The following is a 25,712-nucleotide window of genomic DNA, read 5'->3' as shown; positions in this document are numbered from 1 at the left end:
TCAGGCCGGCACGTCGGGTTCGAGCTGCAGCTGCAGCAGCGTGATGGCGTCCTTCAGCTTGAGCCGGCGCTTCTTCAGCCGGCGTAGCTGCAGTTCGTCATGGACTGCGTCGCTGGCCAGCCGGTCGATCAGGAAGTCCAGGTCGCGATGCTCGATCTGCAACTCCATGATGCGCCGTTCGAGGGTGTTCAGGTTGCTGTCCATATGCGCCTCCGGTGCGCAGTCACGTACCGCCGCCTCAGAAGCCGAACGGGCGCGGTGCCGACGCCGGGTTCTGCTGCTCCTTCGCCTTGGCGCGACGCTCTTCCAGCTCCTTCTGGCGCTGTTCCAGGTCGCGCTGCTTGGCCTCGTACGCCTTCACGTTCTCCTGGCGCTGCTGGGCCTGCGCAGCGCCCTTCTGCTGCGCCTCTTTCATGCGGGCGTCAGACTGCTTCTGCTGATATGCCTGCGCGTTGGCGGCACGCTGCGGCGCTTCGCCCTGGCGTTGCGCATCGCGCAGCTGCTGCTCCTGCTGCTTCTTTTCGAAGGCTTCGCGGCTGGACTGCTCGCTGGCGGCGCGCTTCGGCTGGCTGGCCTCGAACTCGGCACGGCGCAGCGCCTGTTCGCGGTCGCGCTCGGCGGCACGGTGGGCGCGCTCGGCCTCGCCGACTTCCAGCTCGCGCGTGCGCAGCACCTGCAGCTCCCCACGCTGGATTTCCTTGGCCTGGTCGATGCAGCGGTTGACGAAGAACTTGCCGTAGCACTCGTGCTCGGCGGCGGCAAAGCGATAGTTGGTCCAGGCACGCGAATCGCCGATGGCCTTGCGTTCGGCGGCGAAGTCGCGGCTGGCGCCGGCGCCAGCCACCGGCGCGGCGGCCGGGGCCGGCGCCTGCGCGAGCACCTCGCGCACCGGCATCAGCGCGGCGCAGGCGGCCACGACCAGCGCTGGCAAGGCGATGCGGGCATGGGACGGGAAGGTTCGGGGCACGTTGGCGAGCGTGGGCATGGCCAGGATGGCCGCCTCGGAGGCGGCCGGCGATGTGGCCTTGGCGGCGGCCGGACGGGGCTTGACGATCATGACGGGATTCTAGCATCCGGGCCGCGTGCCGGCCTGCCTCCGCGGCCACCTCGGGGCACTGCGCGGGGCCCCTGCGGGGCATAGCGCCGGCCGCACCGCGCGCCCCCCGGCGCGGATCGGACGTGCGCGCGGCGCCGCCCGCCGCACCCGCCCGCCGCACCTGCATGCTGCACCCGCGTGATGAGCCGCCGCGCGCTTGTGGCAAAATGCCCCGCTTTCGACTGACTGCGTTTCCCGCCGCGTTCCCGATGTCCAACCTGCCCGCATCCGTCTCGCAAAAGATTGTGTCGCTCATCGCGGCCGAGCTGTCCGTCCAGCCCCGCCAGGTCGCGGCCGCCGTGGCGCTGCTCGACGAAGGTGCCACCGTCCCCTTCATCGCCCGCTACCGCAAGGAAGTGACCGGCAACCTGGATGACACGCAGTTGCGCAACCTGGAAGAGCGCCTGCTCTACCTGCGCGACATGGAAGACCGCCGCGCGGCCATCCTGGCGTCGATCCAGGAGCAAGGCAAGCTCACGCCAGAACTGCAGGCCGCCATCGAGGCCGCTGAAACCAAGCAGACGCTGGAAGACCTCTACCTGCCCTACAAGCCCAAGCGCCGCACGCGCGCCCAGATCGCGCGCGAATGCGGGCTGGAGCCGCTGGCGCAGACCCTGCTGGCCGATCCCACGCTGGACCCGCAGACCGAAGCCGCCAAGTACGTCAACGGCAACCCGACCGCCGACGGCGGCGTGCCCGACGTGAAGGCCGCGCTGGACGGCGCGCGCGACATCCTGTCGGAACAGTTCGGCGAGACCGCCGAACTGCTCGGCAAGCTGCGCGAACACCTGTGGACCAACGGCGTGGTCGCGTCAACCGTGATGGAAGGCAAGGAAACCGCCGAGGAAGAGAAGTTCCGCGACTACTACGCCTACAGCGAAACCATCCGCACCGTACCCTCGCACCGCGCGCTGGCGCTGTTCCGCGGCCGCAATGCGGGCGTGCTGATGGTCAAGCTGGGGCTGGGCGAAGAACAGGACGCGATGGTTCCGCACCCGTGCGAAGGCATGATCGCGCGCCACGTCGGCATCCAGAACCTGGGCCGCCCGGCCGACAAGTGGCTGGGCGACGTATGCCGCTGGTGCTGGCGCGTCAAGGTGCAGCCGCACCTGGAAACCGAACTGCTGACCCAGCTGCGCGAAACCGCCGAAGGCGAAGCCATCAAGGTGTTCGGCCGCAACCTGCATGAACTGCTGCTGGCCGCGCCGGCCGGTCCCAAGTCGGTGATGGGCGTCGACCCCGGCATCCGCACCGGCTGCAAGATCGCCGTGGTCGACAGCACCGGCAAGCTGCTGGACACCGCCACCATCTACCCGCACGAGCCGCGCCGTGACTGGAACGGCTCGCTCGCCACGCTGGCGCGCCTCGCGAAGCAGCACAACGTGGCGCTGGTGTCGATCGGCAACGGCACCGCCAGCCGCGAGACCGACAAGCTGGTACAGGACCTGATGAAGCAGATGCCCGAGCTCAAGCTGACCAAGATCGTGGTCAGCGAGGCCGGCGCCTCGGTCTACTCCGCCTCGGAGCTGGCCGCCAAGGAATTCCCGGACCTGGACGTGTCGCTGCGCGGCGCCGTGTCGATCGCGCGCCGCCTGCAGGACCCACTGGCCGAGCTGGTCAAGATCGATCCCAAGTCGATCGGCGTGGGCCAGTACCAGCATGACGTCAACCAGCGCGAGCTGGCGCGCGCGCTCGACGCCGTGGTCGAGGACTGCGTGAACGCGGTGGGCGTCGACGTCAATACCGCCTCCGCACCGCTGCTGGCGCGCGTGTCGGGCCTGAACACGGTGCTGGCGCGCAATATCGTCGAGTTCCGCGATGCCAACGGCGCCTTCCCCAACCGCGTTGCGCTGAAGAAGGTGCCGCGCCTGGGCGACAAGACGTTCGAGCAGGCCGCCGGCTTCCTGCGCATCAACGACGGCGATAACCCGCTGGATCGCTCGTCGGTGCACCCGGAAGCCTATCCGGTGGTGCAGCGCATCCTGGAGCACATCAAGAAGGGCCTGCGCGACGTGATGGGCAACCGCGACGCGCTGCGCGGCCTGCCGCCGGAAAAGTTCACCGACGAATCGTTCGGCCTGCCGACCGTGCGCGACATCCTGTCCGAACTGGAAAAGCCCGGCCGCGACCCGCGTCCCGAGTTCAAGACCGCGACCTTCCAGGAAGGCGTGGAAGACGTGAAGGACTTGCAGCCCGGCATGGTGCTGGAAGGCGTGGTCACCAACGTGGCGGCCTTTGGCGCGTTTGTCGATATCGGCGTGCACCAGGACGGGCTGGTCCATATCTCGGCGCTGTCGAACAAGTTCGTCAAGGATGCGCACGAGGTGGTCAAGGCCGGCCAGATCGTCAAGGTCAAGGTGATGGAGGTCGACGTCAAGCGCAACCGCATCGGCCTGTCGATGCGGCTGGACGACGAGCCGGGCCAGACCCCGGCACGCGCCGGCGGCGACCGTGGCGATCGTGGTGGCCAGCGCAATGGCGGCAAGGGCTCCAACGGCGGCCGCCGCGAGCAGGAGCCGGCGGGCGCGATGGCCGCGGCCTTTGCCAAGCTCAAGCGCTGAACCGCGAGAGCATGGCAGGACGCCTCGCACGGGAAGCCGTGCGGGGCGTTTTTGGCTTCAGGCGCTGCGCACAATCCGCACTGCCAGGCCCTTGCCCGCCCCATCGGAGCGGTTCGCAAACGCGATCTCGAGCCCATGCAACCGCGCCACGCGCTGCGCGATGGAAATGCCAAGCCCGTGCCCGTGCTCGCGCTGCCCGTTGCCGCCGCGGAAGAAGCGGTCGCCCAGCCGGGCCAGCAGATCCGGCGCCACGCCCGGCCCCTGGTCGCGCACGGTGATGCCATCCGGCTGGAAATCGATCGTCACCAGCGCGTCTGGCGGACTGTAGCGGATGGCGTTGTCGAGCAGGTTGCGCAGCATCAGCGACAGCAAGTTGGCATCGCCCGCGATTGGCAATGGCGCCCGTCCCGCGCCGGGCCATTCCAGTTCCACGTCGACCTGCTTCTGCCGGGCCAGCCCGAGGCAGTCGGACAGCGCCTGCTGCGCGACCGGCACCCAGTTCACCGGCTGGCGCGACGGCAGGCCGGAAGCATCTTCCAGCCGGCTCAACGTCAGCAACTGCGACACCAGCCGCCCGATACGGTCGATGCCTGCGGCCACGTTGGCGCGTGCCTGGGCGCGCTCGGTCTCGTCGGGCGAACGCTCGGCGATCTCCCATTGCGCCTTGAGCGCGGCCAGCGGCGTGCGCATCTCATGGGCCGCGTCGGCGGTCAGGCGCCGTTCGTGTTCGATCGAGTCGGACACGCGCGCCAGCAGCCGGTTGGTCGCATGGACCAGCGGCACCAGTTCGCCGGGCACGGCCTCCAGGCTGAGCGGCCGGCGGTCCTCAGGCGTGCGGCCTTCGATATCCGCCGACAGCGCCCGCACCGGCGCCAATGCGCGCCGCATGAACCAGATCAGCAGCCCGATCAGCACCGGCAGGCCGGCGGCCCACGGCAGCACCTGCGCGGCGATATAGGACAGGATCAGCTCATTGCGCTCTCCGAGCTGCTGGCCGACGCAGACGCGCCAGCCGGTATCGGGGTCGGCGAGGTAGTACAGCCGCCACGGTTCCTTGTTGATGGTGATATCGGTGAAGCCCTTCACGCCCGGGGCGCGCGGCAGCAGGTCGCCCTCGGGATCGATATGCAGCGGCTTGCCGTCCGGCAGCCAGGCGGCGATGGCGAGATCGCCCAGGCCGGCATCGCCCTGGTCACCCTCCACCAGTTGGGGCAGCCTGGTGCGCGACGGCGCGGCGGCGACATCGACCAGCGGCACCACCGAATGCATCTGCAGCGCCATGCGCACCATGTCGGTGTCATAGAGCTCGTTGATCTCGTGCCGGGCGCGCACATAGGTCATGCCGATGGTCAGCAGCCACACCACCGGCGCCGCGATCAGGACCGCAAGGATCAGGCGGCGCTGCAGCGTCATACGCAATCCTCCGCCGCACCCAGCGTGTAGCCGGCGCCGCGGAAGGTGCGCACGATCTTGGGGTGGATCTTGCGGCGCAGGTGGTGGATATGGACTTCCAACGCATTGCTTTCCACGCCGCCCTGCCAGTCATAGAGCTTGTCGCGCAGGATGTCGCGCGTCAGCAGCCGGTTCGGGTGCGCCAGCAGCAGTTCGAGCAGGATGGCTTCGCGGCTGGTCAGTTCCACCGGCTGGCCCCGCCAGTACGCCTGGCGCGCGGCGGGATGGAATTCCAGTGCGCCGTGCTTCCACACTGGCGACGACAACCCCGCTGCGCGCCGGGTCACGGCGCGCAGGCGCGCGGCCAGTTCATCGAGCGCGATCGGCTTGACCAGGTAATCGTCGGCGCCGGCGTCGAGCCCGCCGACGCGGCTTTCAATAGCGTCGCGCGCGGTCAGCACGATCACAGGTATGCGGCAGCCACGCGCGCGCCAGCGTGCCAGCAGCGCCATGCCGTCCTCGCCGGGCAGCCCGAGGTCCAGCACCACGGCGTCGTAGTGGACGACGTCGAGCGCGTGGTCGGCTTCGGTGCCGGTGGCAAACCAGTCGACCGCATAGTCCAGCAGCTGCAGGCCGCGCCGCAGCCCGTCGCCCAGCATGGGGTCGTCTTCAACGATAAGAATTCTCATTTTTTCGGGTGATTGCCGGTGGGAACGGTGTTACGTGCCGGTCACGCGATCGCGCACTGCGTGGTGCGAGCCACGTATCGCGCCACCATTGTGCGCGGCCCGGCTTAATGTGCCATTAAGGTTAGCGGCCTATTCTCTGGCTCGCACTGCCAGGCACTTGCCCTGTTCAACGCCGCGCATGCCTGCGGCGTGGACAGCGTCACGCCGAAGCCCTCCCGCCGGACGCCGACGCCTGGCCCGATACCCTAGCCAGCACCCGCCCTTGCCGTCACACCCGCCTCCGGCCCACGCCGTTCCGCTACATCGTTCCGATCGCCTCGCCGCCGAGCCCGCGCTTGTCACCGCCCCGCCGGCCCTGCCATGGCCCGCCACCCGGGTGGCGGGCGTCCCCACGCTGGCGATAGCGCTGGTCGTGCTGGTGTTCGCGCTGGCCTGGTTCGGCACGCTGGGCGTGCGCCACCTGCTCGGTCCCGACGAGGGCCGCTACGCCGAAATCGCCCGCGAGATGCTGAGCACCGGCGACTGGGTCACCATCCGCTATAACGGCCTGAAGTACTTCGAGAAGCCACCCTTGCACATGTGGGTGACGGCAATCTCCTACTCGCTGTTCGGCATCGGCGAGTGGCAGGCGCGGCTGTGCGTGGCGCTGGCCGGCATCACCGGGCTGGGCGCGTCGATGCTGGCCGCGGCACGCTGGTTCGGCGCGCGCGCCGGGCTACTGACGGGACTGGTGCTGGCCAGTGCGCCGATGTGGAACGCCGCCGCGCACTTCAATACGCTGGACATGACGCTGTCCGGCATCATGGCCTGCGTGCTGGCGAGCATGCTGCTGGCCCAGCATCCCTCAGCAACGCCGGCCACGCGCCGCAACTGGATGCTGGCGTGCTGGGCGGCGATGGGCCTGGCCTTGCTGACCAAGGGGCTGGTGGGCCTGGTGCTGCCCGGCCTGGTGCTGGTGGTGTACACCTGCGTGACGCGCGACCTGGCGCTGTGGCGGCGCCTGCATGCGCCGGCCGGCATCGCGCTGATGCTGCTGGTGGCGGTGCCATGGTACTGGCTGGTGGCACGGCACAACCCGGAATTCCTGCGCTTTTTCTTTATCCACGAGCACTGGCAACGCTATACCTCGACCGTGCATGCCCGCAAGGGGGCGCTGTGGTACTTCGTGCCGCTGGTGCTGGGCGGCTTTCTGCCGTGGCTTGGGCTGCTGCCAGGCATGGTACGCGCGGTCCGGCAGCGTGCCGGTACCGCTGGCGCAGGCGGCGCGCGGCCGTTCCAGCCGGCACTGATGGCGGCGCTGTGGGCGGTGTCGATCTTCGTGTTCTTCAGCCTGTCGGGGTCGAAGCTGCCAGGCTATATCCTGCCGATGTTCCCGGCGCTGGGAATCCTGGCGGGCGTGGCGCTGGCGCGTACTGGCGAGCGTGCCTGGATCCTCCAATTGCGCGCGATGCTGGTCGTGGGCGCGATCGGACTACTGGCGAGCCCCTACGTGGCCACGCTCGATTCCAACAACACGCCCAATGCGCTCTACCGCGCCTATGCCGTATGGGCCGCGCTGGCGTTCGCGCTGGTACTGGCCAGCGCCGCGGCGGGTCTGTGGCTGCTGCGGCGGCGCGGGCGCATGGCCAGTATCACGGCGTATGCACTGGGCATGCTGCTGGCCTTCTCCATCGCCCTGCTCGGCCACGAAACCATCGGGCGCTCGGCGTCAGGCATCGACATGGTGGCGCCGATCGAGCGCGTGCTGCGCCCCGGCATGCCGCTCTATGGCGTCGGCATGCTGGACCATACGCTGCCGTTCTACCTGCACCATCCGCTTACCATGGTCGCGCAGGCAGACGAACTGTCGTTCGGCACCGAGCAGGAACCGCAGAAATGGCTGCCAACCGTCGATGCCTTCGTCGATGCCTGGCAGCACGGCCCGCGCGCCATCGCGCTGCTGTCGCCGCAGACCTTTGCTGAACTGAGCGCGCGCGTGCCGATGCACGTGGTCGCGCGCGACTGGCGCCGCGTAGCGGTCGCCAACTTCCCGATCGCCGACGCGCGCTAGCCGCGCCGGCGCATTCTGTTTTCCCATGCCATCGTCAAACGCAATGCAACGCAAGAAAGTACTGATCCTCGGCGTCAACGGCTTTATCGGCCACCACCTGACGCGCCGCATCCTGGAAACCACGTCGTGGGAGGTCTACGGCATGGACATGTCGGCGGACCGTCTGGGCGACCTCGTCGAGCACCCGCGCATGCACTTCTTCGAGGGTGACATCACCATCAACAAGGAGTGGATCGAGTACAACATCCGCAAGTGCGACGTGGTGCTGCCGCTGGTGGCCATCGCCACGCCCGCCACCTACGTGCGCGAGCCGCTGCGCGTGTTCGAACTGGACTTCGAGGCTAACCTGCCGATCGTGCGCGCCGCCGTGAAGTACGGCAAGCACCTGGTGTTCCCGTCGACCTCCGAGGTCTACGGCATGTGCAGCGACGACGAGTTCGATCCCGAGGCCTCGCCGCTGGTCTACGGCCCGATCAACAAGCCGCGCTGGATCTACGCCTGCTCCAAGCAGCTGATGGACCGCGTGATCCACGCCTACGGCATGGAGCAAGGCCTGAACTACACGCTGTTCCGCCCGTTCAACTGGGTCGGTGCGGGGCTGGATTCGATCTTCGAATCGAAGGAAGGCTCGTCGCGCGTGGTGACGCAGTTCCTCGGCCATATCGTGCGCGGCGAGCCGATCAAGCTGGTCGACGGCGGCGCGCAGCAGCGGGCCTTCGCCGATATCGCGGACGGCATCAGCGCGCTGATGCGCATCATCGAGAACCCCAACGGCGTGGCCACCGGCAAGATCTACAACATCGGCAATCCGGGCAATATCCACTCGGTGCGCGAGTTGGCCGAGATGATGCTGAAGATGGCGGCGGACTATCCGGAATATGCGGACGAAGCGCGCAGAACGCGGATCGTCGAGACCTCGTCGGGCGACTTCTACGGCAAGGGCTACCAGGACGTGCAGCACCGCGTGCCGCAGATCGACAACACCATCGAGGAACTGGGCTGGAAGCCAGAGATCAGCATGGAAGCAGCGCTGCGCCGCATTTTCGAGGCGTATCGCGGGCACGTGACCGATGCCCGTACGCTGGTGAACCAGGGCTAGCCGCACGAAGGCGGCGACCGCGTCACGGCGACCAGCCCGGAACTCACGCGCCGGCGCGGTCGAAACCGGCCTTGCGCGCCAGCACGATGGCCTGGGAACGGTTCTCCACTTCCAGCTTGGCGAAGATGCTGGTGATGTGGTTGCGCACGGTCTTCTCGCACAGATCGAGATGGGCGGCGATCTGGGCGTTGTCGCGGCCCTGTGCGATCAGTTCGACGATATCGCGCTCGCGCCGCGTCAGCGCGGTGAAGGCGGGATCGCGCACCGGCTCCGTGGCCGGCAGGAAGGCGCGCACCTCGTCCAGCCAGCGGCGCCACGCGGGCTCGGTTTCGAGCAGCAGGTGGTTGCCGCTTTCCAGCGGCACGAAGCGCGCACCGGGGATTTCGCTGGCGATCAGGCGCCCTTCGTCGAAGGGCACGCGCGCGTCGTGCACCGCGTGCAGCACCAGCGTCGGGCACGACACCTTCGGCAACAGTGCCACCACGTCGATCTCGTTGAACACGCGCATAAAGCGCGAGGCATTCAGCGGCGAAGTCGAAACCCGTTCCAGCTCGTTGAACCACGCATGCTGCTCGGCGGTGCCCCCGGGGATGAACTGCGTGGTGAAGAACTGGCGGAAGGCGGGGTTCTCCTGGCCCCAGCCGAGTTCCGCGAGCTTGTTCATCAGCTCGGCCTCCTCGCGCAGGCTCGGGCTGAGGTTGTCGCGCTTGAGTCGCCCGCGCGCATAGCCGCCGTGCAGCACCAGGTGGCTGACGCGCTCCGGATGCGCGACCGCATAGGCCACCGCGAGCGATGCGCCCTGCGAGATACCCAGCAGCGGGAAATGCTCGACCCCGGTGGCGTCGACGATGGTTTCCAGGTCGCGCAGCCAGGCGTCGAAGGAGAGGTCCTCGATGTCCCGGTCGGACAGCCCGCAGCCGCGTTCGTCATAGCGGATCAGCATATGCGTGGCCGACAGCGCCGTGATCATATGGCTCCACACCGGGCTGCCCACATCGAACTCGAGGTGGCTCATCCAGTTGGCCGCCTTGACCAGCGGCGCGCCACCGCCCGTGATGGCATAAGCAATGCGAACGCCATCCCGGCTGGTGCACAGGCGGATTTGCTGCTTGAACATCGGCATGTCGGGTCGCGCGGTGCTGGGACGGCCTGCCTGCGCAGGCGCGCCGCGTGACTTCCCTAGCTTAGCAAAGGATTTGCGGTGCAACAGTGCCGTTGCAGATTGGCGCTCGCCCGGCATCGCGCCGGGCGGGTTGCCTTATGGCAGGGTTGCGTCATATCGGGGCATGCGCGAGTCATGGCGCACATTCCCCGGCGCCTGGACAACGAAACGGCCCGGACAAACCGCCCCGTTGCCATGCCCGGCTCAGGACAGGCATTCCCCGCTGTCGCGCGCATCGCTGCGCGCGCCGTCGGTGAAGCCATCGCGCGAGTTGATGCGGGTCCCCTCCGTAAACGGGTCGAACTGGCCCATGCGGGCGCCATCGGTGTAAGGATCAGGCTTGCGCATGCCGTCCCGGTACGGATCAAAGCCACGGACCGCGCACACGGACATGCCCTGACGCGCGACCACGGGCAGCATGGTGGCCTCGGTGGCCGGACTGCGCGCGCCATCGGTAAAGGCGTCGCGCTGGCCGTTGTGTCCCGGCGCGCCAACGATCAGTGCATCAGCATAGGCACCGGCGTGGGCGGTCTGGTTGAGCCCGGCGGCGAGTGCGGCAGCGGCAAGCAGGGTCTTGGCAAAATTCTTATGCATTGCTATCTCCAACAGGGGTGTCGGCGGCGTTGCCGCGACGGCACTCCTCGTGCAGGCGATCAGCTACGGAACGGCACAGGCCGCACGGGATCGCCTCTGCCGTGCAAGCCGTTGCCTGGCGCGGGCCGGCTGCCATCCCATCGTGGCAGCGGCGTCGCGCCGGACTCCTGGATCAGCTGGGTGCGGATGCGGGGAAAGGAGCGCCCTGCGTCAGTGCAGCCATCCGAGCATCGCGAACAGCGGTGCCAGCGACGGCAGCAGCCGCGCCGGACTGCGCCGGAGTGCTGCCAGGCACGCCGACACTTCGTCGGCGGCCAGCCGCACCGCGGCGTGCCAGGCAGCCGCATCCGGCACCTGGCGTCCGCGCAGGGAGCGCGCCAGCGACAACGCGCGTCCCAGCTCGCGCGCCGGCGCGCCGTGATCGTGATTCAGCTCACGCAGTGAGGCGAGGCACGATTCCCAGTTCGCATGTGAATGACAGAAGACGTAGAGCAGCAGGAGCGCTGGCAGCAGCATCGCCGCGCCGGAGCGTGCCATGCGGTGACGCAGCACCCATCGCAACCACCGTGGCAGCGCGCGTCGCAGCGGCAGCATGCGACGGCCATCGTCGGCATACCGGCTGGACTGGCGAGACCACTGCTGCAACGGGCGCATGGCACGGGCTCCTTCTGGAAGGGACCGCGAAGGCGGTCAATGACGAGGTGAGGGTTGCATTGTCTGGCGCGGGACGGCATGCGCGCATGAGGCCGGTGTCCCGGGTCGGCCCGCGGGGTGGGCAACTTCCCGGGACAAGCGCCCCGATGCCAGGCGCGCGGGTGGCGCATGGCATGCGCGGTGTGGTGTGGCGGCTCAGGAAAGCCCGCACCGGGCGCCGGCCGCGCGGGCCGGAAAGCGCTGCCACGCGCGCCGCGGGCCGGCCCGGTGCCGTTGCGACAGTCTGGCAGGCCCCGCACCGTGGCGCCCGGGACCGCTGTCCCGGCGTGCATGCGGCTGCAGCGTGCCGCAGCGGCCGTTCCGGGACACTGGCCTCATGCGCGGGCGCGGGCGCAGCGCAAAGATTGGCGCACCGTCTCCCGATGGACGGACAACACCGCACAGGAGTCTCCATGCAAGCCGCTGCCCAAACTGTCACCCAAGCCATCGCCACCTTCCACATCGACACGCAACGCTATGCGCGCTGCATCGCCGCGTCCCGCCGCATCCGCTGGGATATCGACCGCGACGTGATCCGGGGCCGCACCTTCAACCTCACCCAGAAGTTCCTGCCCGACGGCCTGTCGCTGGTCGACGAGCTGCCCTTCCTGACTGCCGACGAGCAGCGCTTCCTGAGCCAGGTGCAGGGCCGCACCTACGCCAATATGTTCGGGCTGGTGGAGCGCTTCGTCAGCGCCAAGGTGCTGGAACTAAGCCGCGACCACTGGTTCGGCGACCAGACCGCGCTGGAGGCGCTGGTGCGTTTCACCGACGACGAGCTCAAGCACCAGGAACTGTTCCGCCGCATCGAGCAACTGGCGGCCGCCGACATGCCCGCCGGCTACCAGTTCGGCGCCGTCCCCAACGAGGTCGCGGCCTTCGTGCTCAGCAAGCGCAACTGGGCCGTGCTGGCGATGACCTGCCAGCTCGAGCTGTTCTCGCAGGCGCACTACCGCGCCAGCATCGGCACGGCGCCCGGACTGTCCGAGCTGTACAAGGACGTGTTCCTGTACCACTGGCGCGAGGAATCGCAGCACGCCATCATGGACGAGCTGGAATGGCTGCGCGAGGACGCGCGCATTGACGCCGCCGAGCGCGATGCCGCGATCGACGACATGATCGCGCTGGTCACCGGCATGGACGAGATCGTGCAGGCGCAGGCCAGCGCCGATGCGGCCTACTTCGTGCAGGTGGCTGGCCGCCACGAGCATGCCGCGCAGATCGCCGAGACGGTGCTGAAGGCGTACCGCTGGACCTATATCGTCACCGGCGCGCTCGAGCCGCGCTTCGGCAAGCTGCTCACCGACATGGTCACCGAGACGCAGATGGCGCGGATCCAGGCGGCGATGGCGCCGCTGATGTACGCGATGCCGGCCGGCGGCCAACCCTCGCCTGCCATGGCAGCATAAACGCAGGAGCGAGGCGCAAAGAAAAACCCCCGGGGTCACCTGGCGGCATACACCCGGGGGTCTGTGTCGATGGCTGCGGGCGCCCGGCCCGCGCGCTCAGATCTCGACCTTGGTGCCCAGTTCCACCACCCGGTTGGCCGGGATCTGGAAGAAATCCGAAGGCTTGGCGCCATTCTGATGCATCCAGGCGAACAGGCTCTCGCGCCACATCGGCATGCCCGGCAGCTTGGACGGAATCACCGATTCGCGCGCGATAAAGAACGACGTTTCCATCAGCTCGAAGTGCATGTTGAGCTTGCGGTCGGACAGGTCCAGCACCTTCTGCACGTCCGGTGTTTCCTTGAAGCCGTAATCCGATTTCAGGATATAGACGCCGCCACCCAGATCCTTGCAGCTCAGGCGATGGTCATCGTCCACGTATGGCACGTCGCGCGTGATGAAGTTCAGGAACACCACGCGCTCGTGCAGCACGCGGTTGTGCTTCAGGTTGTGCAGCAGCGACACCGGCACGGAATCGGTATTGCCGGTCAGGAACACCGCGGTGCCCTCGACCCGGTGCGGCGGATGCGCCAGCAGCCCGGCGATAAAGGGCTCCAGCGGGATGCCGTCTTCCAGGCTGCGCGCGCGCAGCAGCTTGCGACCGCTATACCAGGTCATCAGCATGAAGAACGCGGCCGTGCCCAGCAGCAGCGGGAACCAACCGCCTTCGGCGATCTTGAGCAGGTTGGCCGCGAAGAACGCCAGGTCCACCAGGATGAAAGCGGTGCCGAGTACCGCCACCAGCGCCGGGTTCCACTTCCACACATTGCGCATGCACACCGCCGCCAGGATGGTGGTGATGACCATGGTGGTGGTGACGGCGATGCCGTAGGCCGCGGCCAGGTTCTCCGACTTCTTGAACGAGATCACCACGCCGATCACCAGCACCAGCAGCAGCCAGTTGACCACCGGGAGGTAGATCTGGCCGATCTCGGCGGCCGAGGTATAGCGCACGCGCATGCGCGGCACGAAGCCGAGTTGGATCGCCTGGCTGGTCAACGAGAACGCGCCCGAGATCACCGCCTGCGAGGCGATCACGGTGGCGCAGGTGGCCAGCAGCACCATCGGCAGTTGCAGCAGCTCGGGCACCATCATGAAGAACGGGTTCTCGGCGCCGGCGGGGTTGTTCATCAGCATCGCACCCTGGCCGAAGTAGTTCAGCATCAGGCACGGCATCACCAGCACGAACCAGCCGATGCGGATCGGACGCGCGCCGAAATGGCCCATGTCGACGTACAGCGCCTCGGCCCCGGTCAGCACCAGGAACACCGAGCCCAGCACGATAAAGGCCTGCAGTGCATGCTCAACCAGGAAGTTGATGCCGTAGTAAGGGTTGACTGCCTTCAGGATCTCGGGCGCCTGAACCAGGTTGTAGATACCCAGCGCCCCCAGTGCCAGGAACCACGCCGTCATGATCGGCCCGAACAGCTTGCCCATCGCAGCGGTGCCGTGGCGCTGGATCAGGAACAGCGCGGCCAGGATCACCAGCGTGATCGGTATCACGAATTGCGAAAGCTGCGGCGCGGCGATCTCCAGCCCCTCCACCGCCGACAATACCGAGATCGCCGGCGTGATCACGGCATCGCCATAGAACATGCAGGCACCGAAGATGCCCAGCATCATCAGCACCTTGGCCTTGCCCGAGCGTGGCGCAACGGTGCGCAACACCAGCGCCATCAGCGCCAGCACGCCGCCTTCGCCGTCGTTGTCGGCCCGCATCACGAACACCACGTACTTGATCGAGACCACGATGATCATGGCCCAGAACAGCATCGAGATGACGCCCAGCACGGCGTCGGGGCTGAACGCTATGCCGTGTTCCTTGCTGAAGCATTCCTTGAGCGCGTACAGGGGACTGGTGCCGATGTCGCCGAAGACGACACCGACCGCGCCGAGCACCAGGGCGCGTGTACTCGGACTTTCGACGAAATAATGGCTGGTGGTGGTGGCTTGGGTCATGAAGTTGGGTCTGCTCGACCGGCTCGCCGGCAGTTTGTTGGCTCTGGCGCGGCCCGTGGCCCCGTCGCGTGCAGTTTGGGGCCAGGAGCGGGCCGCCGCGTCCGTTTTCCGGTTCTCTTTGGCGGTTCTATTGCATCGCACAATCGGGCGCAATTCTAGAGGAACTGCCCGCTATCGACCACTGCGGAAGAATGGGATGCCGCGTTCGTGACTCCGCAAGGATGGGAGGGAAGCGGCGGATGGTCAAGCCCTGGCAGCGCAAAACTGCGTGTTCTTGCGCCCGCAAGTGGCGTTGCGGCACGGCAACAAAAGCGCCTCATCAGGCATTTTTCGCTCAGACGCCCAGATATCGATCCAGCGCCTCGGGCTTGCCGGCAAGATCCGCCGCCGGGCCGGCCAGCACCACGCGGCCCTTCTCCAGCACCACCGCGCGGTCGGCGTGCGCCAGCACCGAGCGGAAGTTGCGGTCGACCACCACCGTGGCGATGCCGGTGCCGCGCACAGTGGCGATGACTTCCCAGATCTCGCGCACGATGCGTGGGGCCAGCCCTTCGGTGGCTTCGTCCAGCACCAGGCAATCAGGGTTGGTCATCAGCGCGCGCCCGATGGAGAGCATCTGCTGCTCGCCACCCGAGAGCTGCTGGCCGCCATGGGTCAGCCGCTCCTTCAGGCGCGGGAACAGGTCGAGCACGCGCGCCTCGTCCCAGTCGTTGCGGCCGTTGCTGCCCTTGCGCGCCGCCATCAGCAGGTTTTCACGCACCGACAGGCTGGGGAAGATGCCGCGGCCTTCCGGCACATAGGCCACGCCCAGGCGCGCCACCTCGTACGGCTGTGCGCGCGAGACGTCGCGGCCGGCCACGGCAATCCGGCCCTGGCGCTGGCGCACGTGGCCCAGCAGCGTGCGCAACAGCGTGCTCTTGCCCATGCCGTTGCGGCCCAGCAGCCCCACCGTCTCGCCCACGCCGACGGTGAAGTCGATGCCGCGCAGCACATGGCTGGAGCCATACCAGGCGTGGATGCCGGTGGCTTCGATCATCGGCGTACTGGTTGACGTACTCATGCGGCGGCCTCGTCTTCTTCACCCAGGTAGGCAAGCTGGACTTCGCGGTTGGCCCGGATCGCCTCCGGGCTGCCGGTGGCGATCACCGCGCCGTTGACCATCACGGTGATGCGGTCGGCGACCGAGAACACCGCGTCCATATCGTGTTCGACCAGCAGGATGGCATGTCCCTCGCGCAGCCCGCGCAGCAGCGCCAGCATCCGCGCCGACTCTTCGGCGCCCATGCCGGCCAGCGGCTCGTCGAGCAGCAGCGCGACCGGCTGCGTGGCCAGGCACATCGCCACTTCCAGCTGGCGCTTCTGGCCGTGCGCCAGGTCGCTGGCGATGCGGTCCGCCAGCGGCGCCAGGCCGGCGCGCTCCATGGCCTCGTCGGCCAGCGCGGCGCTGGTGCGGCAGCCCTGCGCCCTTTCCCACAGCCGCCAGGCGCGCTGCGCGCGCGACTGCGCTGCCAGCCGGCAGTTCTCGCGCACGGTCAGCGGCAGGAAGATATTGTTGCGCTGGTAGCTGCGCCCCACCCCATGCCGCGCCAGCCGCGGCTGCGACCATCCGGTCACGTCCTCGCCCTTCAGGTGCAGGCGGCCGGACGACGGCGGCAGCTCGCCCGACAGCATGTTGATCAGCGTGGACTTGCCCGCGCCGTTGGTGCCGATCACGGCGTGGATTTCGTGCAGCGCCAGCGACAGGTCGACGTTCGCCACGGCGGTCAGGCCGCCGAAGCGCCGCGTCAACTGCTGCGCCTGCAGGATCGGGATGCCCGGCGTGGTCATGCGGCCTCCGTGTTGCTGCGGGGATGGCCGTCGGCACCGCCCTTGCCTGGCGCCTCGTCGGCCTCGGTCCCTTGATCGCCATTGCGCCGCCCGCGGCGGCCGTGGCGCAGCACCGACGGCAGGCTGACCAGCCCGCGCGGCAGCAGCGCCACCGCGACGATGATGAAGCCGCCCATCAGCAGCTGCCAGTGCTTGGTCAGCGTGCTGAACCACTCGGCCAACAGTACGAACGAGAAGGCCCCCAGCACCGCCCCGGCCAGGCTGCCCACGCCGCCCAGGATCACCATCAGCATGGCGTTGCCGGACTGGTGCCACGACGCGATCTCCGGATTGACGAAGCCGAACTGGATCGCATACAGGTAGCCCGCCAGCCCGGCCAGCAGCCCGCCCGCGACAAAGGCGCCGAGCTGGTAGCGGTAGGTGGCATAGCCGGCGGCGCGCATGCGCTGTTCGTTGTGGCGGATGCCGACCAGCGCGTGCCCGAAGCGCGAGCGCAGCACCAGCGCCAGCACCGCCACCGTCGCCAGCAGCCCCAGCCACACCAGCCAGTAGAAATGGGTGGGATCGTTGACAGTCAGCAGTCGCTCGCCCGGCACCGGGAATTCCGGCCGGAAGTAGATATAGGTGCCGTCGCTGCCGCCGGCGACCTTGGTGTCATGGAAGACGAAGTACACCATCTGCGCGAAGGCCAGCGTCACCATGATGAAATACACGCCGCGCGTGCGCAGCACCAGCGCGCCCACCACCAGCGCCAGCGCGGCCGATGCCGCCAGCGCGCCGGCCAGCAGCACCCAGCCGTTGCCGGGGCCGGACTCCGGCGCCAGCATCGCGGTGGCGTAGGCGGCCATGGCGAAGTACGCCGCATGCCCCAGGCTGACCAGCCCGGTATAGCCGATCAGCAACTGCAGCGACAGCGCGAAGATCGCCATGATCATCACCTTGCTGAGCAGCTCGATATAGAACTTGTGGCTGTCCGCAGTGAGCAGCAGCGGCATCACCGCGAGCACGGCGAAGGCTGCCAGCCAGCCAAGCGCGGTGGCGAGCGTGGCACGCTGTTTGGGCCGGCGCGCCGGCAATGTCGTCGGATTCATATCATCCTGCCTTGAACAGCCCCTGCGGCTTCCACAGCAGGATCACCGCCATCAGCAGGTAGATCAGCACGCCGGCCGCCTCCTGCCAGAACACCTTGCCGAAGGTATCGACAAAACCCAGCAGCAGCGACGCCACCAGCGCACCCTTGACCGAGCCGATGCCGCCGATCACCACCACCACAAAGCACACGATCAGCACCTGCGAGCCCATGCCCGGATAGACCGACGACACCGGCGCCGCAATCATGCCCGCCAGCACCGCCAGCGCCACGCCCAGCGCGAACACGAAGCGGTACAGCACCGTGATGTTGATCCCCAGCGACTGCACCATCTCGCGGTTGGTGGCACCGGCGCGGATCATCATGCCCAGCCGCGTGCGGCGGATCACGTAGTACATCGCCCCGGCTACCAGCAGGCACACGGCGGAGATAAAGAGCCGGTACACCGGGTAGGTCATGTCGTTGCCGATCGGCAGCGCGCCGTCGAGCAGCGCCGGTACCTGCACGCCGTGCACATCGTCGCCGACCAGGATGCTGCGCAGCTCCTCGAAGACCAGGATCAGGCCATAGGTCATCAGCACCTGCTGCAGGTGGTCGCGCTCATACAGGTAGCTGAAGAAGGCCCATTCCAGCACGTAGCCGAAGGCCACCGCCAGCACGATGCCGAGCGGGATGGCGATAAACAGGTTGCCGGTCAGCCCGGCGAGCGTGAAGGCCAGGTAGGCGCCCAGCATGTAGAAGCTGCCGTGCGCGAGGTTGATCACGCCCATGATGCCGAAGATCAGCGTCAGGCCGCTGGCGACCAAGAACAGCAGCAAGCCGTACTGGACGCTGTTCAGGCATTGGATTAGGAAGGAGACGATGTCCATGCGGGATGGTCCAGCGGGTTACAGAGATGCCAACGGTTTTGGGTGCGCCCAAGCCGCCCGGGCTAGCCTAAGCAAGGTATTCTCCCTCTCCCTTCAGGGGGAGAGGGTTGGGGAGAGGGGTGGGCTGGCAAGGAACCACTTCAAGCGAAGCCAACGGTGTTAACCAACCCACCGACCTCAGCCTTTGACACGCCTGCCTCTCTCCCTGCCCCTCTCGCAAGCGGGAGAGGGGAGAAAACCAGCGGCATCGGAGGCGCCCACAGCTTACAACCTGCACCCACGCGCCGGATCAGCCAGCGCCTTCACCGCCACCGAGCTCATCTTGTTCTCACGCCCGTCCACCTTGCGCAGGTAAAAATCCTGCACCGGGTTATGCGCCTTGGACAGCGTAAAGGCGCCCCGCGGGCTGTCGATCCTAGCGGCGCCCATGGCCTTGTACAGGTCCGCCTTGCGCGTCATGTCGCCCTTGACCGCAGTGGCACCGGCGGCCAGCAGCTGCGCCGCGTCATAGCCCTGCACCGCGTACACGTCGGGCTGCAGCTTGTAGGCCTTGGCGTAGTCCAGGCGGAAGTTCTTGTCGCGCGGGTTGGTCAGGCCGTCGGCATAATGCAGCGTGGTTTCCAGCCCCTGCGCGGCGGTGCCCTGCGCTTCCAGCGTGCCATCGGTGAGGAAGCCCGAGCCATACAGCGGGATCTTGTCCTTGAGCCCGGCCGCGGCCCAGTCCTTGACGAACTTGACCGCACCGCCGCCAGCAAAGAACACGAACACGGCATCGGGCTTGAGCGACGCCACCTCGGTAATCAGCGCCTGGAACTCGACGTTGGGGAACGGCAGGCTCAGTTCCTTCACCACCTTGCCGCCCTTGGCCTCGAAAGCTTCCTTGAAGCCCTTCACCGACTGCTCGCCGGCAGCGTATTTCCAGGTCAGCGTGACCACCTTCTTCAGGCCCCGCTCGCCCAGCACCTGGCCCATCGCATAGCCCGGCTGCCAGTTGGAGAACGAGGTGCGGAAGATGTTCGGGCCGCACAGCGGACCGGTGGCTTCATCCACGCCGGCATTGGGGATGATCAGCAGCGTGTTGTTTTCCTTGGCCACCTTGACGATGCCCATCTGCACGCCCGAGTGGACCGTGCCAACCACTACGTCGACCTGGTCGCGCTTGACCAGCTTGGTAGCGTTTTCCGGGGCCTTGGCGGGGTCGGATTCATCGTCGACCTTGAAGTACTCGACGTCGCGCCCGCCGAGCTTGCCGCCCTGCTGCGTCACGTACATGCGGAAGCCGTTCTCGATGGCCGTGCCGAGCGCAGCGTAGGTGCCGGTGTACGGCAGCATGAAGCCGACCTTGATCTTGCCGCCGGGCGCGGCTGGTGCAGCTGGTGCGGTCTGCGCTTGCGCGGCAGCCATGGCAAACACGGTGGCGACGGCAAGGCAGGCAGGCGCGAGCCTGCGCGAGGTGAAGCGACGCATGATGTCTCCTGGTGGTCAAGCCGGCGGCTCGCTGGACCGTTGCCGGTCCCCCTGCCCTTGCCGTGACCCGCGCCGGCGCATGCACGTCGGTGCCATGCAAGCCGGGGACCCTGCGCAACGGGCGGGAAGCCCAATTATTTTAAGTATGAAGTATATGCGTTTATATGCCGAACCGCGGCCTGCGTCAACGGTCCAGGCTGGTCGCGATGTGGCGAATGCCCGCATCGCGCGAGTTTAAGCAACGTGGTTTGTGGGGCATATCGATGGATACCCTCGATTTGTTCCATGGTGCCGTACTCGTCGTCTTCGCCCTGCGCGGCCAGCACCGGGCACTGCAAACCGGACAGCAGCGGGCGCAGGTCCCAGCGGCGGAAGTCGGGGTCGAGCCAGATATCGTTCCAGCCCCAGAAGGCGGATTCCACATCGTCGTGATGGCGCGCCAGCCGCTGGCGCAGGTCGGTTTCCAGGTAGGTCTGGCGCGTTGCCGCGATGCTGCGCACGGACAGGTCTTCCACCACGATATGCGGCGCCAGCACGGTGATGCCGTCGACCGCCTGCGGGAAGCTGGAGGCGTAGATCAGTGCGATCGACCCGCCGTCGCTGTGGCCCAGCAGCCAGGGCATGCCATGGGTACGGCCGGGGCCGATGTCGAGCACATCGAACAGCGGGGGCAACGCCTCACGCGCCTGCCGGTGCATGAAATCGGTGCGCCACTTCTCGTCGTGCGGGCGCGGCGTGGAACGGCCGTAACCGTAGCGTGAGAACACCAGGCCGCGGTAGTCCCCGGTCTCGCAGAAATCGCGCGGGAAATCGCGCCACATGCTGACCGACCCGAGTCCCTCATGCAGGAACACCACCAGCGGGCGCTCCGTGCGCTCGGGCCGCAGCCACTGGTATTCGATCCGGATACGGCGGTTGTCAAAAGGGATTTCCACCAGACTGCTTTGCGGGGGCACTTTATTCTGTTGCATCGGTTCAGGAGGCGGTCACTGCAGGGTCTGCCGCGCGGCGTCTTCACGCTGGCGCAGCCGGAAGCGCTGGATCTTGCCGGTCGCGGTCTTGGGCAGCTCGGGCACGCATTCGATCTGGCGCGGGTACTTGTACGGCGCCAGGCGCGACTTGATAAAGGCCTGCAGCTCGGCCGCCATGCCGTCGTGCCATTGCTGGCCGGGGCGCAGCACCACGAAGGCCTTGGGCTTGACCAGCTGGTCGGCATCGGTGACGCCAATCACCGCCGCCTCGAGCACGGCCGGATGCTGGGCCAATGCGGCCTCGACCTCGAATGGCGATACGTAGATGCCGCCGACCTTGAGCATGTCGTCGCTGCGGCCGGCGTAGGTGTAGAAGCCATCGGCATCGCGCAGGTACTTGTCGCCGCTGCGGGTCCATTCGCCGACAAAGGTGTCGCGGGTCTTGTCGCGGTTGCACCAGTACATCAGCGCCGCACTTGGGCCCTTGATATAGAGGTCGCCGATCTCGCCTGGCGCGCACGGTTCGCCATGCTCGTCCAGTAGCTTCAGTTCATAGCCCGGCACCGGCTTGCCGGTGGTGCCGTAGCGCACCTCGCCGGGCCGGTTCGACAGGAAGATATGCAGCATCTCGGTCGAGCCGATGCCGTCCAGGATGTCGCAGCCGAAATGTGACAGGAAGCGTTCGCCGATATCGCGCGGCAGCGCCTCGCCGGCGGAGGTGCAGACGCGCAGCGCCACATCCGTGCGCAGCGGCAGGTCGGGTGCGGCCAGCATGCCGGCGAACAGCGTCGGCACGCCGCAGAAAACCGTGGGCCGCTGTTCGCGCAACCGCCTGAACACAGCCGGCGGGGTGGGCCGCTCGGCCATCAGCACGGTGGTGGCGCCGACCGACATCGGGAAGGTCAGCGCATTGCCCAGGCCGTAGGCAAAGAACAGCTTGGCGGCCGAGAACACCACGTCGTCCTCGCGGATGCCGAGCACCTGGCGCGCGTACAGGTCGGCGGTATGGAACAGGTTGCCGTGGGTATGCACGGTGCCCTTCGGTCTGCCGGTGGAGCCGGACGAATAGAGCCAGAACGCCATGTCGTCGGGGCCGGTGCCTACCGCCTGCGCGGGCGAGCGCGTGCGTGCCAGCATCGCGCCGATGCTGCACGATGGCGGCGATTCGCCATGCGGCGCGGCCTGGATCACCATCGGCGAGAGGCCGCTCTTGTCGATCGCGGCCTTCATCACCGGCAGCAGCGGTTCCGACACCACGACCGCGCGCGCGCCGCTGTGGCCAAGCATGTAGGCGTAATCGTCCGCGGTCAGCAACGTATTGACCGCCACCGGCACCACGCCGGCCAGCAGGCAGCCGAGGAACACGGTGGGGAAATCAACGGTATCGAGCGCGCACAGCAGCAGCCGCTCCTCCTGGCGGAAACCCGCGTCGCGCAGCGCGCCGGCAAAGCGGCGGGCGCGGGCATCGAGTTCTGCGTAGGTGAGCGAAGTGGTGTCGTCGATATAGGCGGTCTTGCCGCCCCGCCCCGCCTGGAGATTGCGAGACAGCAGGTCTTCGGCGGCGTTGTAGCGCGGCGGCAGCGCCGTGATGGCGCCAGAAACAGGTGGAACAGTCAACGGCACGGGCGATGCGGCCGCCGGCACGCCGGCGGCAGTATTGGGGGGCGTCATGTCTCCACTCCTCGGTGTCGCGCGCCGCGGGCCGGTCGGCTGCGGCGGCGTCTGGGCAGTCGCTGTTCTTACGGTGTCCGCCATCTGCGTGCCGGCACCGGTTGTCGATGCATTTTATTTCATATCAACTATTATGCAAGCGAGGGGATGCACTATAGGACAGGCCTGATGGGAAGCGACCGCCTGACCCGCCACTTGGAGCGCCCGGCCTGCTCGTATAATGCGCCCTTGCTTTTTGCCGACCACCCACATGGTGGCCGGCCAACCCGACACTGCCACCATGCGCCGCGACCCCGACCCGCTGCCCCAGACCGAAGCCGAAGCCGACACCCGCCCCGCCCGGGACACGTCCGCCCCGGCCGCCAACGGCGAGCGCGACCCCTACTTGACGCTGCTGGGCGAGCGCATCCGCTCGCTGCGTGCCTCGCGCGGCATGTCGCGCAAGGACCTGGCGCGCGGTGCGGGCGTTTCCGAGCGCTACCTGGCCAACCTGGAGACCGGCACCGGCAATGCCTCGGTGTTGCTGCTGCGGCAAGTGGCGCGCGCACTGGACGTGCCGCTGCCGGTAGTGCTGGCGGAAGTGGACGGACTGAACGGCCAGCAGGCCACCGAGTACGCGCAGATGGTGCAGTGGCTGGCGCAGTTGCCGGCGGGCGACCTCGCCCGCGTGCGCGAAGCCTGCCGCCACGCGCTGGCACCGGAAGAATCCGGCGACGCGCGCCACCGCCGCATCGCGCTGATCGGGCTGCGCGGCGCCGGCAAGTCGACGCTGGGCCGAGCACTCGCGGCGGCCAAGGATGTGCCTTTCGTCGAACTCAATACCGTGATCGAGCAGGAAGCCGGCGCAAGCCTGTCCGAGATCCACTCGCTGTACGGCCAGGCCGCCTATCGCCGCTACGAGATGCGCGCGCTGGAACAGGTGCTGCGCGAGCACGACCGCATGGTGCTGGCCACCCCCGGCAGCCTGGTTTCTGAACCGGCCACCTTCAACGTGCTGCTGGCGCAGTGCTACACCATTTGGGTACGAACCTCCCCGGAAGAGCATATGGCGCGCGTGGTCGCCCAGGGCGATATGCGGCCGATGGAAGGCAACCGTGAGGCGATGAACGACCTGCGCCGCATCCTGCAGGCGCGCACGCCGCTCTATGCCCGCGCCGATATCTCGATCGACACCAGCGGCCAGGACGCCGCCACCTCGCTGCAACAGCTGCGCACACAACTGCAGGCCGCGGGCGCCTGAGCCCCTTCCTCCGCACTACGGACCTGCGCAACGCCGACAAAGGCATTGCGCAGGGCGTCTCGCTGCACTATATTTCATCAAAAGCCGCAAGGCACTATAGTGCATCAAGGAGACAGCCATGTCCGCGCCGGCAACCGCCCCACTGCAGCCTGACGCTCAGGCAGAAGCAACCGCGCCTGTCACATTCGAGCGCCATCCCGATCAATATCACCATTGGAAACTGAGCTTCGACGGCCCGGTCGCCACGCTGGCGATGGATGTCGATGAGGAAGGCGGACTGCGCCCCGGCTACTCGCTGAAGCTCAATTCCTACGACCTTGGCGTCGACATCGAATTGCACGATGCGCTGCAGCGCATCCGCTTCGAGCATCCCGAAGTGCGCACCGTGGTGCTGACCAGCGCACGCGAACGCATCTTCTGCTCGGGCGCCAATATCTTCATGCTGGGCCAGTCCTCGCACGCGTGGAAGGTCAACTTCTGCAAGTTCACCAATGAAACGCGCAACGCGATCGAGGATGCCAGCCAGCACTCCGGCCTGAAATTCATCGCGGCCTGCAACGGCACCACCGCCGGCGGCGGCTACGAGCTGGCGCTGGCGTGCGACGAGATCGTGTTGGTAGACGACCGCTCCTCCGCGGTGAGCCTGCCCGAAGTGCCGCTGCTGGGCGTGCTGCCCGGCACCGGCGGCCTGACCCGCGTGACCGACAAGCGCCATGTCCGGCGCGACCATGCCGATATCTTCTGCACCACCACCGAAGGCGTGCGCGGCCAGCGCGCCAAGGACTGGAAGCTGGTCGACGAAGTGGTCAAGCCGGCGCGCTTTACCGAGTACATCGCCGAGCGCGCCGCAGCGCTGGCCGCCACCAGCGATCGGCCCCAGGGCCACCACGGCATCACGCTGACGCCGCTATCGCGCACCATCGAGCCGGACGGCTTCCGCTACGAGACCGTGCGCGTGCATGTCGACCCCGCCGCGCGCAAGGCCACGATTACCGTGTTCGGCCCAGACAAGCACCAGCCCGCCGACCTCGCCGGCGTGGTCGCGGGCGGTGCGCAATGGTGGCCGCTGAAGATGGCGCGCGAGCTCGACGACGCCATCCTGACGCTGCGCACCAACCACCTCGACATCGGCATCTGGGTGCTCAAGACCGACGGCGACCCGGCGCAGGTGCTGGCCGCCGATGCGCTGCTGGAAGCGCACGCCGGCCACTGGTTCGTGCGCGAGACCATCGGCATGCTGCGCCGCACGCTGGCGCGGCTCGATGTGTCGTCGCGCAGCCTGATCGCGCTGATCGAGCAGGATTCCTGCTTTGCCGGCACGCTGCTGGAACTGGCGCTGGCGGCCGACCGCAGCTACATGCTGCACTTGCCCGACGCGCCCGACGACGCGCCGCGCATCTTCGTGTCGCCAGTCAACTTCGGCTGCTATCCGATGCCAAACGGCCAAACCCGGCTATCGGCGCGCTTCTATGGCGATGAAGCGGCGCTCTCAGCGGTGCGTGACCACATCGGCGCGCCGCTCGACGCCCTCAGCGCCGACTCGCTCGGGCTGATCACCGCCGCGCCGGACGATATCGACTGGGAAGACGAGATCCGCATCGCCCTGGAAGAACGCGCCAGCCTGTCGCCGGATGCGCTGACCGGGCTGGAAGCCAACCTGCGCTTCGGCGGCGCGGAAACTATGGAAACGCGCATCTTCGGACGCCTGACCGCGTGGCAGAACTGGATCTTCCAGCGCCCCAACGCCGTCGGCGAGAACGGTGCGCTGAAGGTCTTCGGCACCGGCAACAAGGCGCGCTTCGACTGGGACCGCGTCTAGACACGCGCCCACGCC

General features: G+C 67.6%; 21 protein-coding genes. 6 read left to right on the top strand and 15 right to left on the bottom strand.

Annotation, left to right across the window (positions count from 1 at the left end; all coding sequences use genetic code 11):
- Together AC10V3_RS07510 and AC10V3_RS07505 are read right to left on the bottom strand one after the other, a co-directional pair.
- Positions 1-204 (bottom strand): DUF465 domain-containing protein, encoded by a 204-nt coding sequence (locus AC10V3_RS07510; protein ID WP_013956445.1) that lies wholly within the window; start codon positions 202-204, stop codon positions 1-3.
- 34 nt (positions 205-238) lie between these two features.
- Entirely contained in the window at positions 239-1,057 is an 819-nt protein-coding gene (locus AC10V3_RS07505; RefSeq protein WP_490923435.1) for a hypothetical protein, read from the bottom strand.
- A gap of 248 nt (positions 1,058-1,305) precedes the next feature.
- On the opposite strand from AC10V3_RS07505, the gene AC10V3_RS07500 reads away from it, so the two are divergent.
- On the top strand, positions 1,306-3,657 hold the full coding sequence (locus tag AC10V3_RS07500; protein WP_349604722.1) for a Tex family protein: 2,352 nt from the start codon (positions 1,306-1,308) through the stop codon (positions 3,655-3,657).
- Between the two features lie 57 nt (positions 3,658-3,714).
- Here the strand turns inward: AC10V3_RS07500 and AC10V3_RS07495 are convergent, their stop codons facing one another.
- Positions 3,715-5,070 carry an ATP-binding protein gene (locus AC10V3_RS07495; protein WP_022534493.1) on the bottom strand — a complete coding sequence of 452 codons (1,356 nt, stop codon included), beginning with the start codon at positions 5,068-5,070 and terminating at the stop codon, positions 3,715-3,717.
- A complete protein-coding gene (locus AC10V3_RS07490; RefSeq protein ID WP_022534492.1) occupies positions 5,067-5,738 on the bottom strand; it encodes a response regulator in 672 nt (223 codons plus the stop codon). The genes AC10V3_RS07495 and AC10V3_RS07490 overlap by 4 nt, the downstream gene beginning before the upstream one ends.
- A 262-nt stretch (positions 5,739-6,000) precedes the next feature.
- On the opposite strand from AC10V3_RS07490, the gene AC10V3_RS07485 reads away from it, so the two are divergent.
- Both AC10V3_RS07485 and AC10V3_RS07480 read left to right on the top strand, forming a co-directional pair.
- The gene (locus AC10V3_RS07485; RefSeq protein WP_022534491.1) at positions 6,001-7,788 is read left to right on the top strand and encodes a glycosyltransferase family 39 protein; all 1,788 of its coding nucleotides are present in this window, start codon (positions 6,001-6,003) and stop codon (positions 7,786-7,788) included.
- A 43-nt stretch (positions 7,789-7,831) separates the two neighbouring features.
- Positions 7,832-8,887 (top strand): bifunctional UDP-4-keto-pentose/UDP-xylose synthase, encoded by a 1,056-nt coding sequence (locus tag AC10V3_RS07480; RefSeq protein WP_051369706.1) that lies wholly within the window; start codon positions 7,832-7,834, stop codon positions 8,885-8,887.
- Positions 8,888-8,930: 43 nt separating this feature from the next.
- Here AC10V3_RS07480 and AC10V3_RS07475 read toward each other — a convergent pair whose 3' ends face one another.
- The 3 genes from AC10V3_RS07475 to AC10V3_RS07465 all read right to left on the bottom strand — a co-directional run bounded on the left by AC10V3_RS07475 (position 8,931) and on the right by AC10V3_RS07465 (position 11,297).
- Positions 8,931-10,010, bottom strand: a complete 1,080-nt coding sequence (locus tag AC10V3_RS07475; protein ID WP_041680999.1) for an alpha/beta fold hydrolase — start codon at positions 10,008-10,010, stop codon at positions 8,931-8,933.
- 243 nt (positions 10,011-10,253) lie between these two features.
- Positions 10,254-10,643, bottom strand: coding sequence for a hypothetical protein (locus AC10V3_RS07470; RefSeq protein ID WP_022534488.1), 390 nt, complete (start codon positions 10,641-10,643; stop codon positions 10,254-10,256).
- A 210-nt stretch (positions 10,644-10,853) separates the two neighbouring features.
- Positions 10,854-11,297, bottom strand: coding sequence for a hypothetical protein (locus AC10V3_RS07465; RefSeq protein WP_022534487.1), 444 nt, complete (start codon positions 11,295-11,297; stop codon positions 10,854-10,856).
- A gap of 452 nt (positions 11,298-11,749) precedes the next feature.
- Between AC10V3_RS07465 and AC10V3_RS07460 the strand changes: the two genes are divergently transcribed.
- Entirely contained in the window at positions 11,750-12,745 is a 996-nt protein-coding gene (locus AC10V3_RS07460) for a hypothetical protein (RefSeq protein WP_022534486.1), read from the top strand.
- A 96-nt stretch (positions 12,746-12,841) separates the two neighbouring features.
- Here the strand turns inward: AC10V3_RS07460 and AC10V3_RS07455 are convergent, their stop codons facing one another.
- From AC10V3_RS07455 to AC10V3_RS07420, 8 genes are all read right to left on the bottom strand, one after another.
- On the bottom strand, positions 12,842-14,743 hold the full coding sequence (locus AC10V3_RS07455) for a potassium transporter Kup (RefSeq protein ID WP_022534485.1): 1,902 nt from the start codon (positions 14,741-14,743) through the stop codon (positions 12,842-12,844).
- Between the two features lie 334 nt (positions 14,744-15,077).
- A complete protein-coding gene (locus AC10V3_RS07450) occupies positions 15,078-15,803 on the bottom strand; it encodes an ABC transporter ATP-binding protein (RefSeq protein WP_022534484.1) in 726 nt (241 codons plus the stop codon).
- On the bottom strand, positions 15,800-16,570 hold the full coding sequence (locus AC10V3_RS07445) for an ABC transporter ATP-binding protein (protein WP_349604666.1): 771 nt from the start codon (positions 16,568-16,570) through the stop codon (positions 15,800-15,802). Before AC10V3_RS07445 ends, AC10V3_RS07450 begins: the two co-directional genes overlap by 4 nt.
- The gene (locus AC10V3_RS07440) at positions 16,567-17,661 is read right to left on the bottom strand and encodes a branched-chain amino acid ABC transporter permease (protein WP_022534482.1); all 1,095 of its coding nucleotides are present in this window, start codon (positions 17,659-17,661) and stop codon (positions 16,567-16,569) included. Before AC10V3_RS07440 ends, AC10V3_RS07445 begins: the two co-directional genes overlap by 4 nt.
- Before the next feature lies 1 nt (position 17,662).
- Positions 17,663-18,529: a branched-chain amino acid ABC transporter permease gene (locus AC10V3_RS07435; protein WP_022534481.1), complete on the bottom strand. Its 867-nt coding sequence runs from the start codon at positions 18,527-18,529 to the stop codon at positions 17,663-17,665.
- A gap of 264 nt (positions 18,530-18,793) precedes the next feature.
- On the bottom strand, positions 18,794-19,996 hold the full coding sequence (locus tag AC10V3_RS07430) for an ABC transporter substrate-binding protein (RefSeq protein WP_022534480.1): 1,203 nt from the start codon (positions 19,994-19,996) through the stop codon (positions 18,794-18,796).
- A gap of 134 nt (positions 19,997-20,130) precedes the next feature.
- A complete protein-coding gene (locus tag AC10V3_RS07425) occupies positions 20,131-20,967 on the bottom strand; it encodes an alpha/beta fold hydrolase (protein ID WP_490923432.1) in 837 nt (278 codons plus the stop codon).
- Between the two features lie 15 nt (positions 20,968-20,982).
- Positions 20,983-22,638 carry a benzoate-CoA ligase family protein gene (locus AC10V3_RS07420; protein WP_490923430.1) on the bottom strand — a complete coding sequence of 552 codons (1,656 nt, stop codon included), beginning with the start codon at positions 22,636-22,638 and terminating at the stop codon, positions 20,983-20,985.
- Between the two features lie 280 nt (positions 22,639-22,918).
- Between AC10V3_RS07420 and AC10V3_RS07415 the strand changes: the two genes are divergently transcribed.
- Together AC10V3_RS07415 and boxC are read left to right on the top strand one after the other, a co-directional pair.
- Positions 22,919-23,878: a helix-turn-helix transcriptional regulator gene (locus tag AC10V3_RS07415; RefSeq protein ID WP_022534477.1), complete on the top strand. Its 960-nt coding sequence runs from the start codon at positions 22,919-22,921 to the stop codon at positions 23,876-23,878.
- A gap of 118 nt (positions 23,879-23,996) precedes the next feature.
- On the top strand, positions 23,997-25,697 hold the full coding sequence (gene boxC, locus AC10V3_RS07410) for a 2,3-epoxybenzoyl-CoA dihydrolase (RefSeq protein ID WP_022534476.1): 1,701 nt from the start codon (positions 23,997-23,999) through the stop codon (positions 25,695-25,697).
- The last annotated feature ends 15 nt before the right edge of the window (positions 25,698-25,712 follow it).

It is taken from the genome of Cupriavidus sp. PB-02, assembly GCF_058252315.1.
This window is presented reverse-complemented; position numbering and strand designations above follow the sequence as displayed.

Coding starts and splice junctions, on each gene's coding strand:
- AC10V3_RS07510 (WP_013956445.1), bottom strand. CDS start 204: ATGGACAGCAACCTGAACACCCTCGAACGGCGCATCATGGAGTTGCAG.
- AC10V3_RS07505 (WP_490923435.1), bottom strand. CDS start 1,057: ATGATCGTCAAGCCCCGTCCGGCCGCCGCCAAGGCCACATCGCCGGCC.
- AC10V3_RS07500 (WP_349604722.1), top strand. CDS start 1,306: ATGTCCAACCTGCCCGCATCCGTCTCGCAAAAGATTGTGTCGCTCATC.
- AC10V3_RS07495 (WP_022534493.1), bottom strand. CDS start 5,070: ATGACGCTGCAGCGCCGCCTGATCCTTGCGGTCCTGATCGCGGCGCCG.
- AC10V3_RS07490 (WP_022534492.1), bottom strand. CDS start 5,738: ATGAGAATTCTTATCGTTGAAGACGACCCCATGCTGGGCGACGGGCTG.
- AC10V3_RS07480 (WP_051369706.1), top strand. CDS start 7,832: ATGCAACGCAAGAAAGTACTGATCCTCGGCGTCAACGGCTTTATCGGC.
- AC10V3_RS07475 (WP_041680999.1), bottom strand. CDS start 10,010: ATGCCGATGTTCAAGCAGCAAATCCGCCTGTGCACCAGCCGGGATGGC.
- AC10V3_RS07470 (WP_022534488.1), bottom strand. CDS start 10,643: ATGCATAAGAATTTTGCCAAGACCCTGCTTGCCGCTGCCGCACTCGCC.
- AC10V3_RS07465 (WP_022534487.1), bottom strand. CDS start 11,297: ATGCGCCCGTTGCAGCAGTGGTCTCGCCAGTCCAGCCGGTATGCCGAC.
- AC10V3_RS07460 (WP_022534486.1), top strand. CDS start 11,750: ATGCAAGCCGCTGCCCAAACTGTCACCCAAGCCATCGCCACCTTCCAC.
- AC10V3_RS07455 (WP_022534485.1), bottom strand. CDS start 14,743: ATGACCCAAGCCACCACCACCAGCCATTATTTCGTCGAAAGTCCGAGT.
- AC10V3_RS07450 (WP_022534484.1), bottom strand. CDS start 15,803: ATGAGTACGTCAACCAGTACGCCGATGATCGAAGCCACCGGCATCCAC.
- AC10V3_RS07445 (WP_349604666.1), bottom strand. CDS start 16,570: ATGACCACGCCGGGCATCCCGATCCTGCAGGCGCAGCAGTTGACGCGG.
- AC10V3_RS07440 (WP_022534482.1), bottom strand. CDS start 17,661: ATGAATCCGACGACATTGCCGGCGCGCCGGCCCAAACAGCGTGCCACG.
- AC10V3_RS07435 (WP_022534481.1), bottom strand. CDS start 18,529: ATGGACATCGTCTCCTTCCTAATCCAATGCCTGAACAGCGTCCAGTAC.
- AC10V3_RS07430 (WP_022534480.1), bottom strand. CDS start 19,996: ATGCGTCGCTTCACCTCGCGCAGGCTCGCGCCTGCCTGCCTTGCCGTC.
- AC10V3_RS07425 (WP_490923432.1), bottom strand. CDS start 20,967: ATGCAACAGAATAAAGTGCCCCCGCAAAGCAGTCTGGTGGAAATCCCT.
- AC10V3_RS07420 (WP_490923430.1), bottom strand. CDS start 22,638: ATGACGCCCCCCAATACTGCCGCCGGCGTGCCGGCGGCCGCATCGCCC.
- AC10V3_RS07415 (WP_022534477.1), top strand. CDS start 22,919: ATGCGCCGCGACCCCGACCCGCTGCCCCAGACCGAAGCCGAAGCCGAC.
- boxC (WP_022534476.1), top strand. CDS start 23,997: ATGTCCGCGCCGGCAACCGCCCCACTGCAGCCTGACGCTCAGGCAGAA.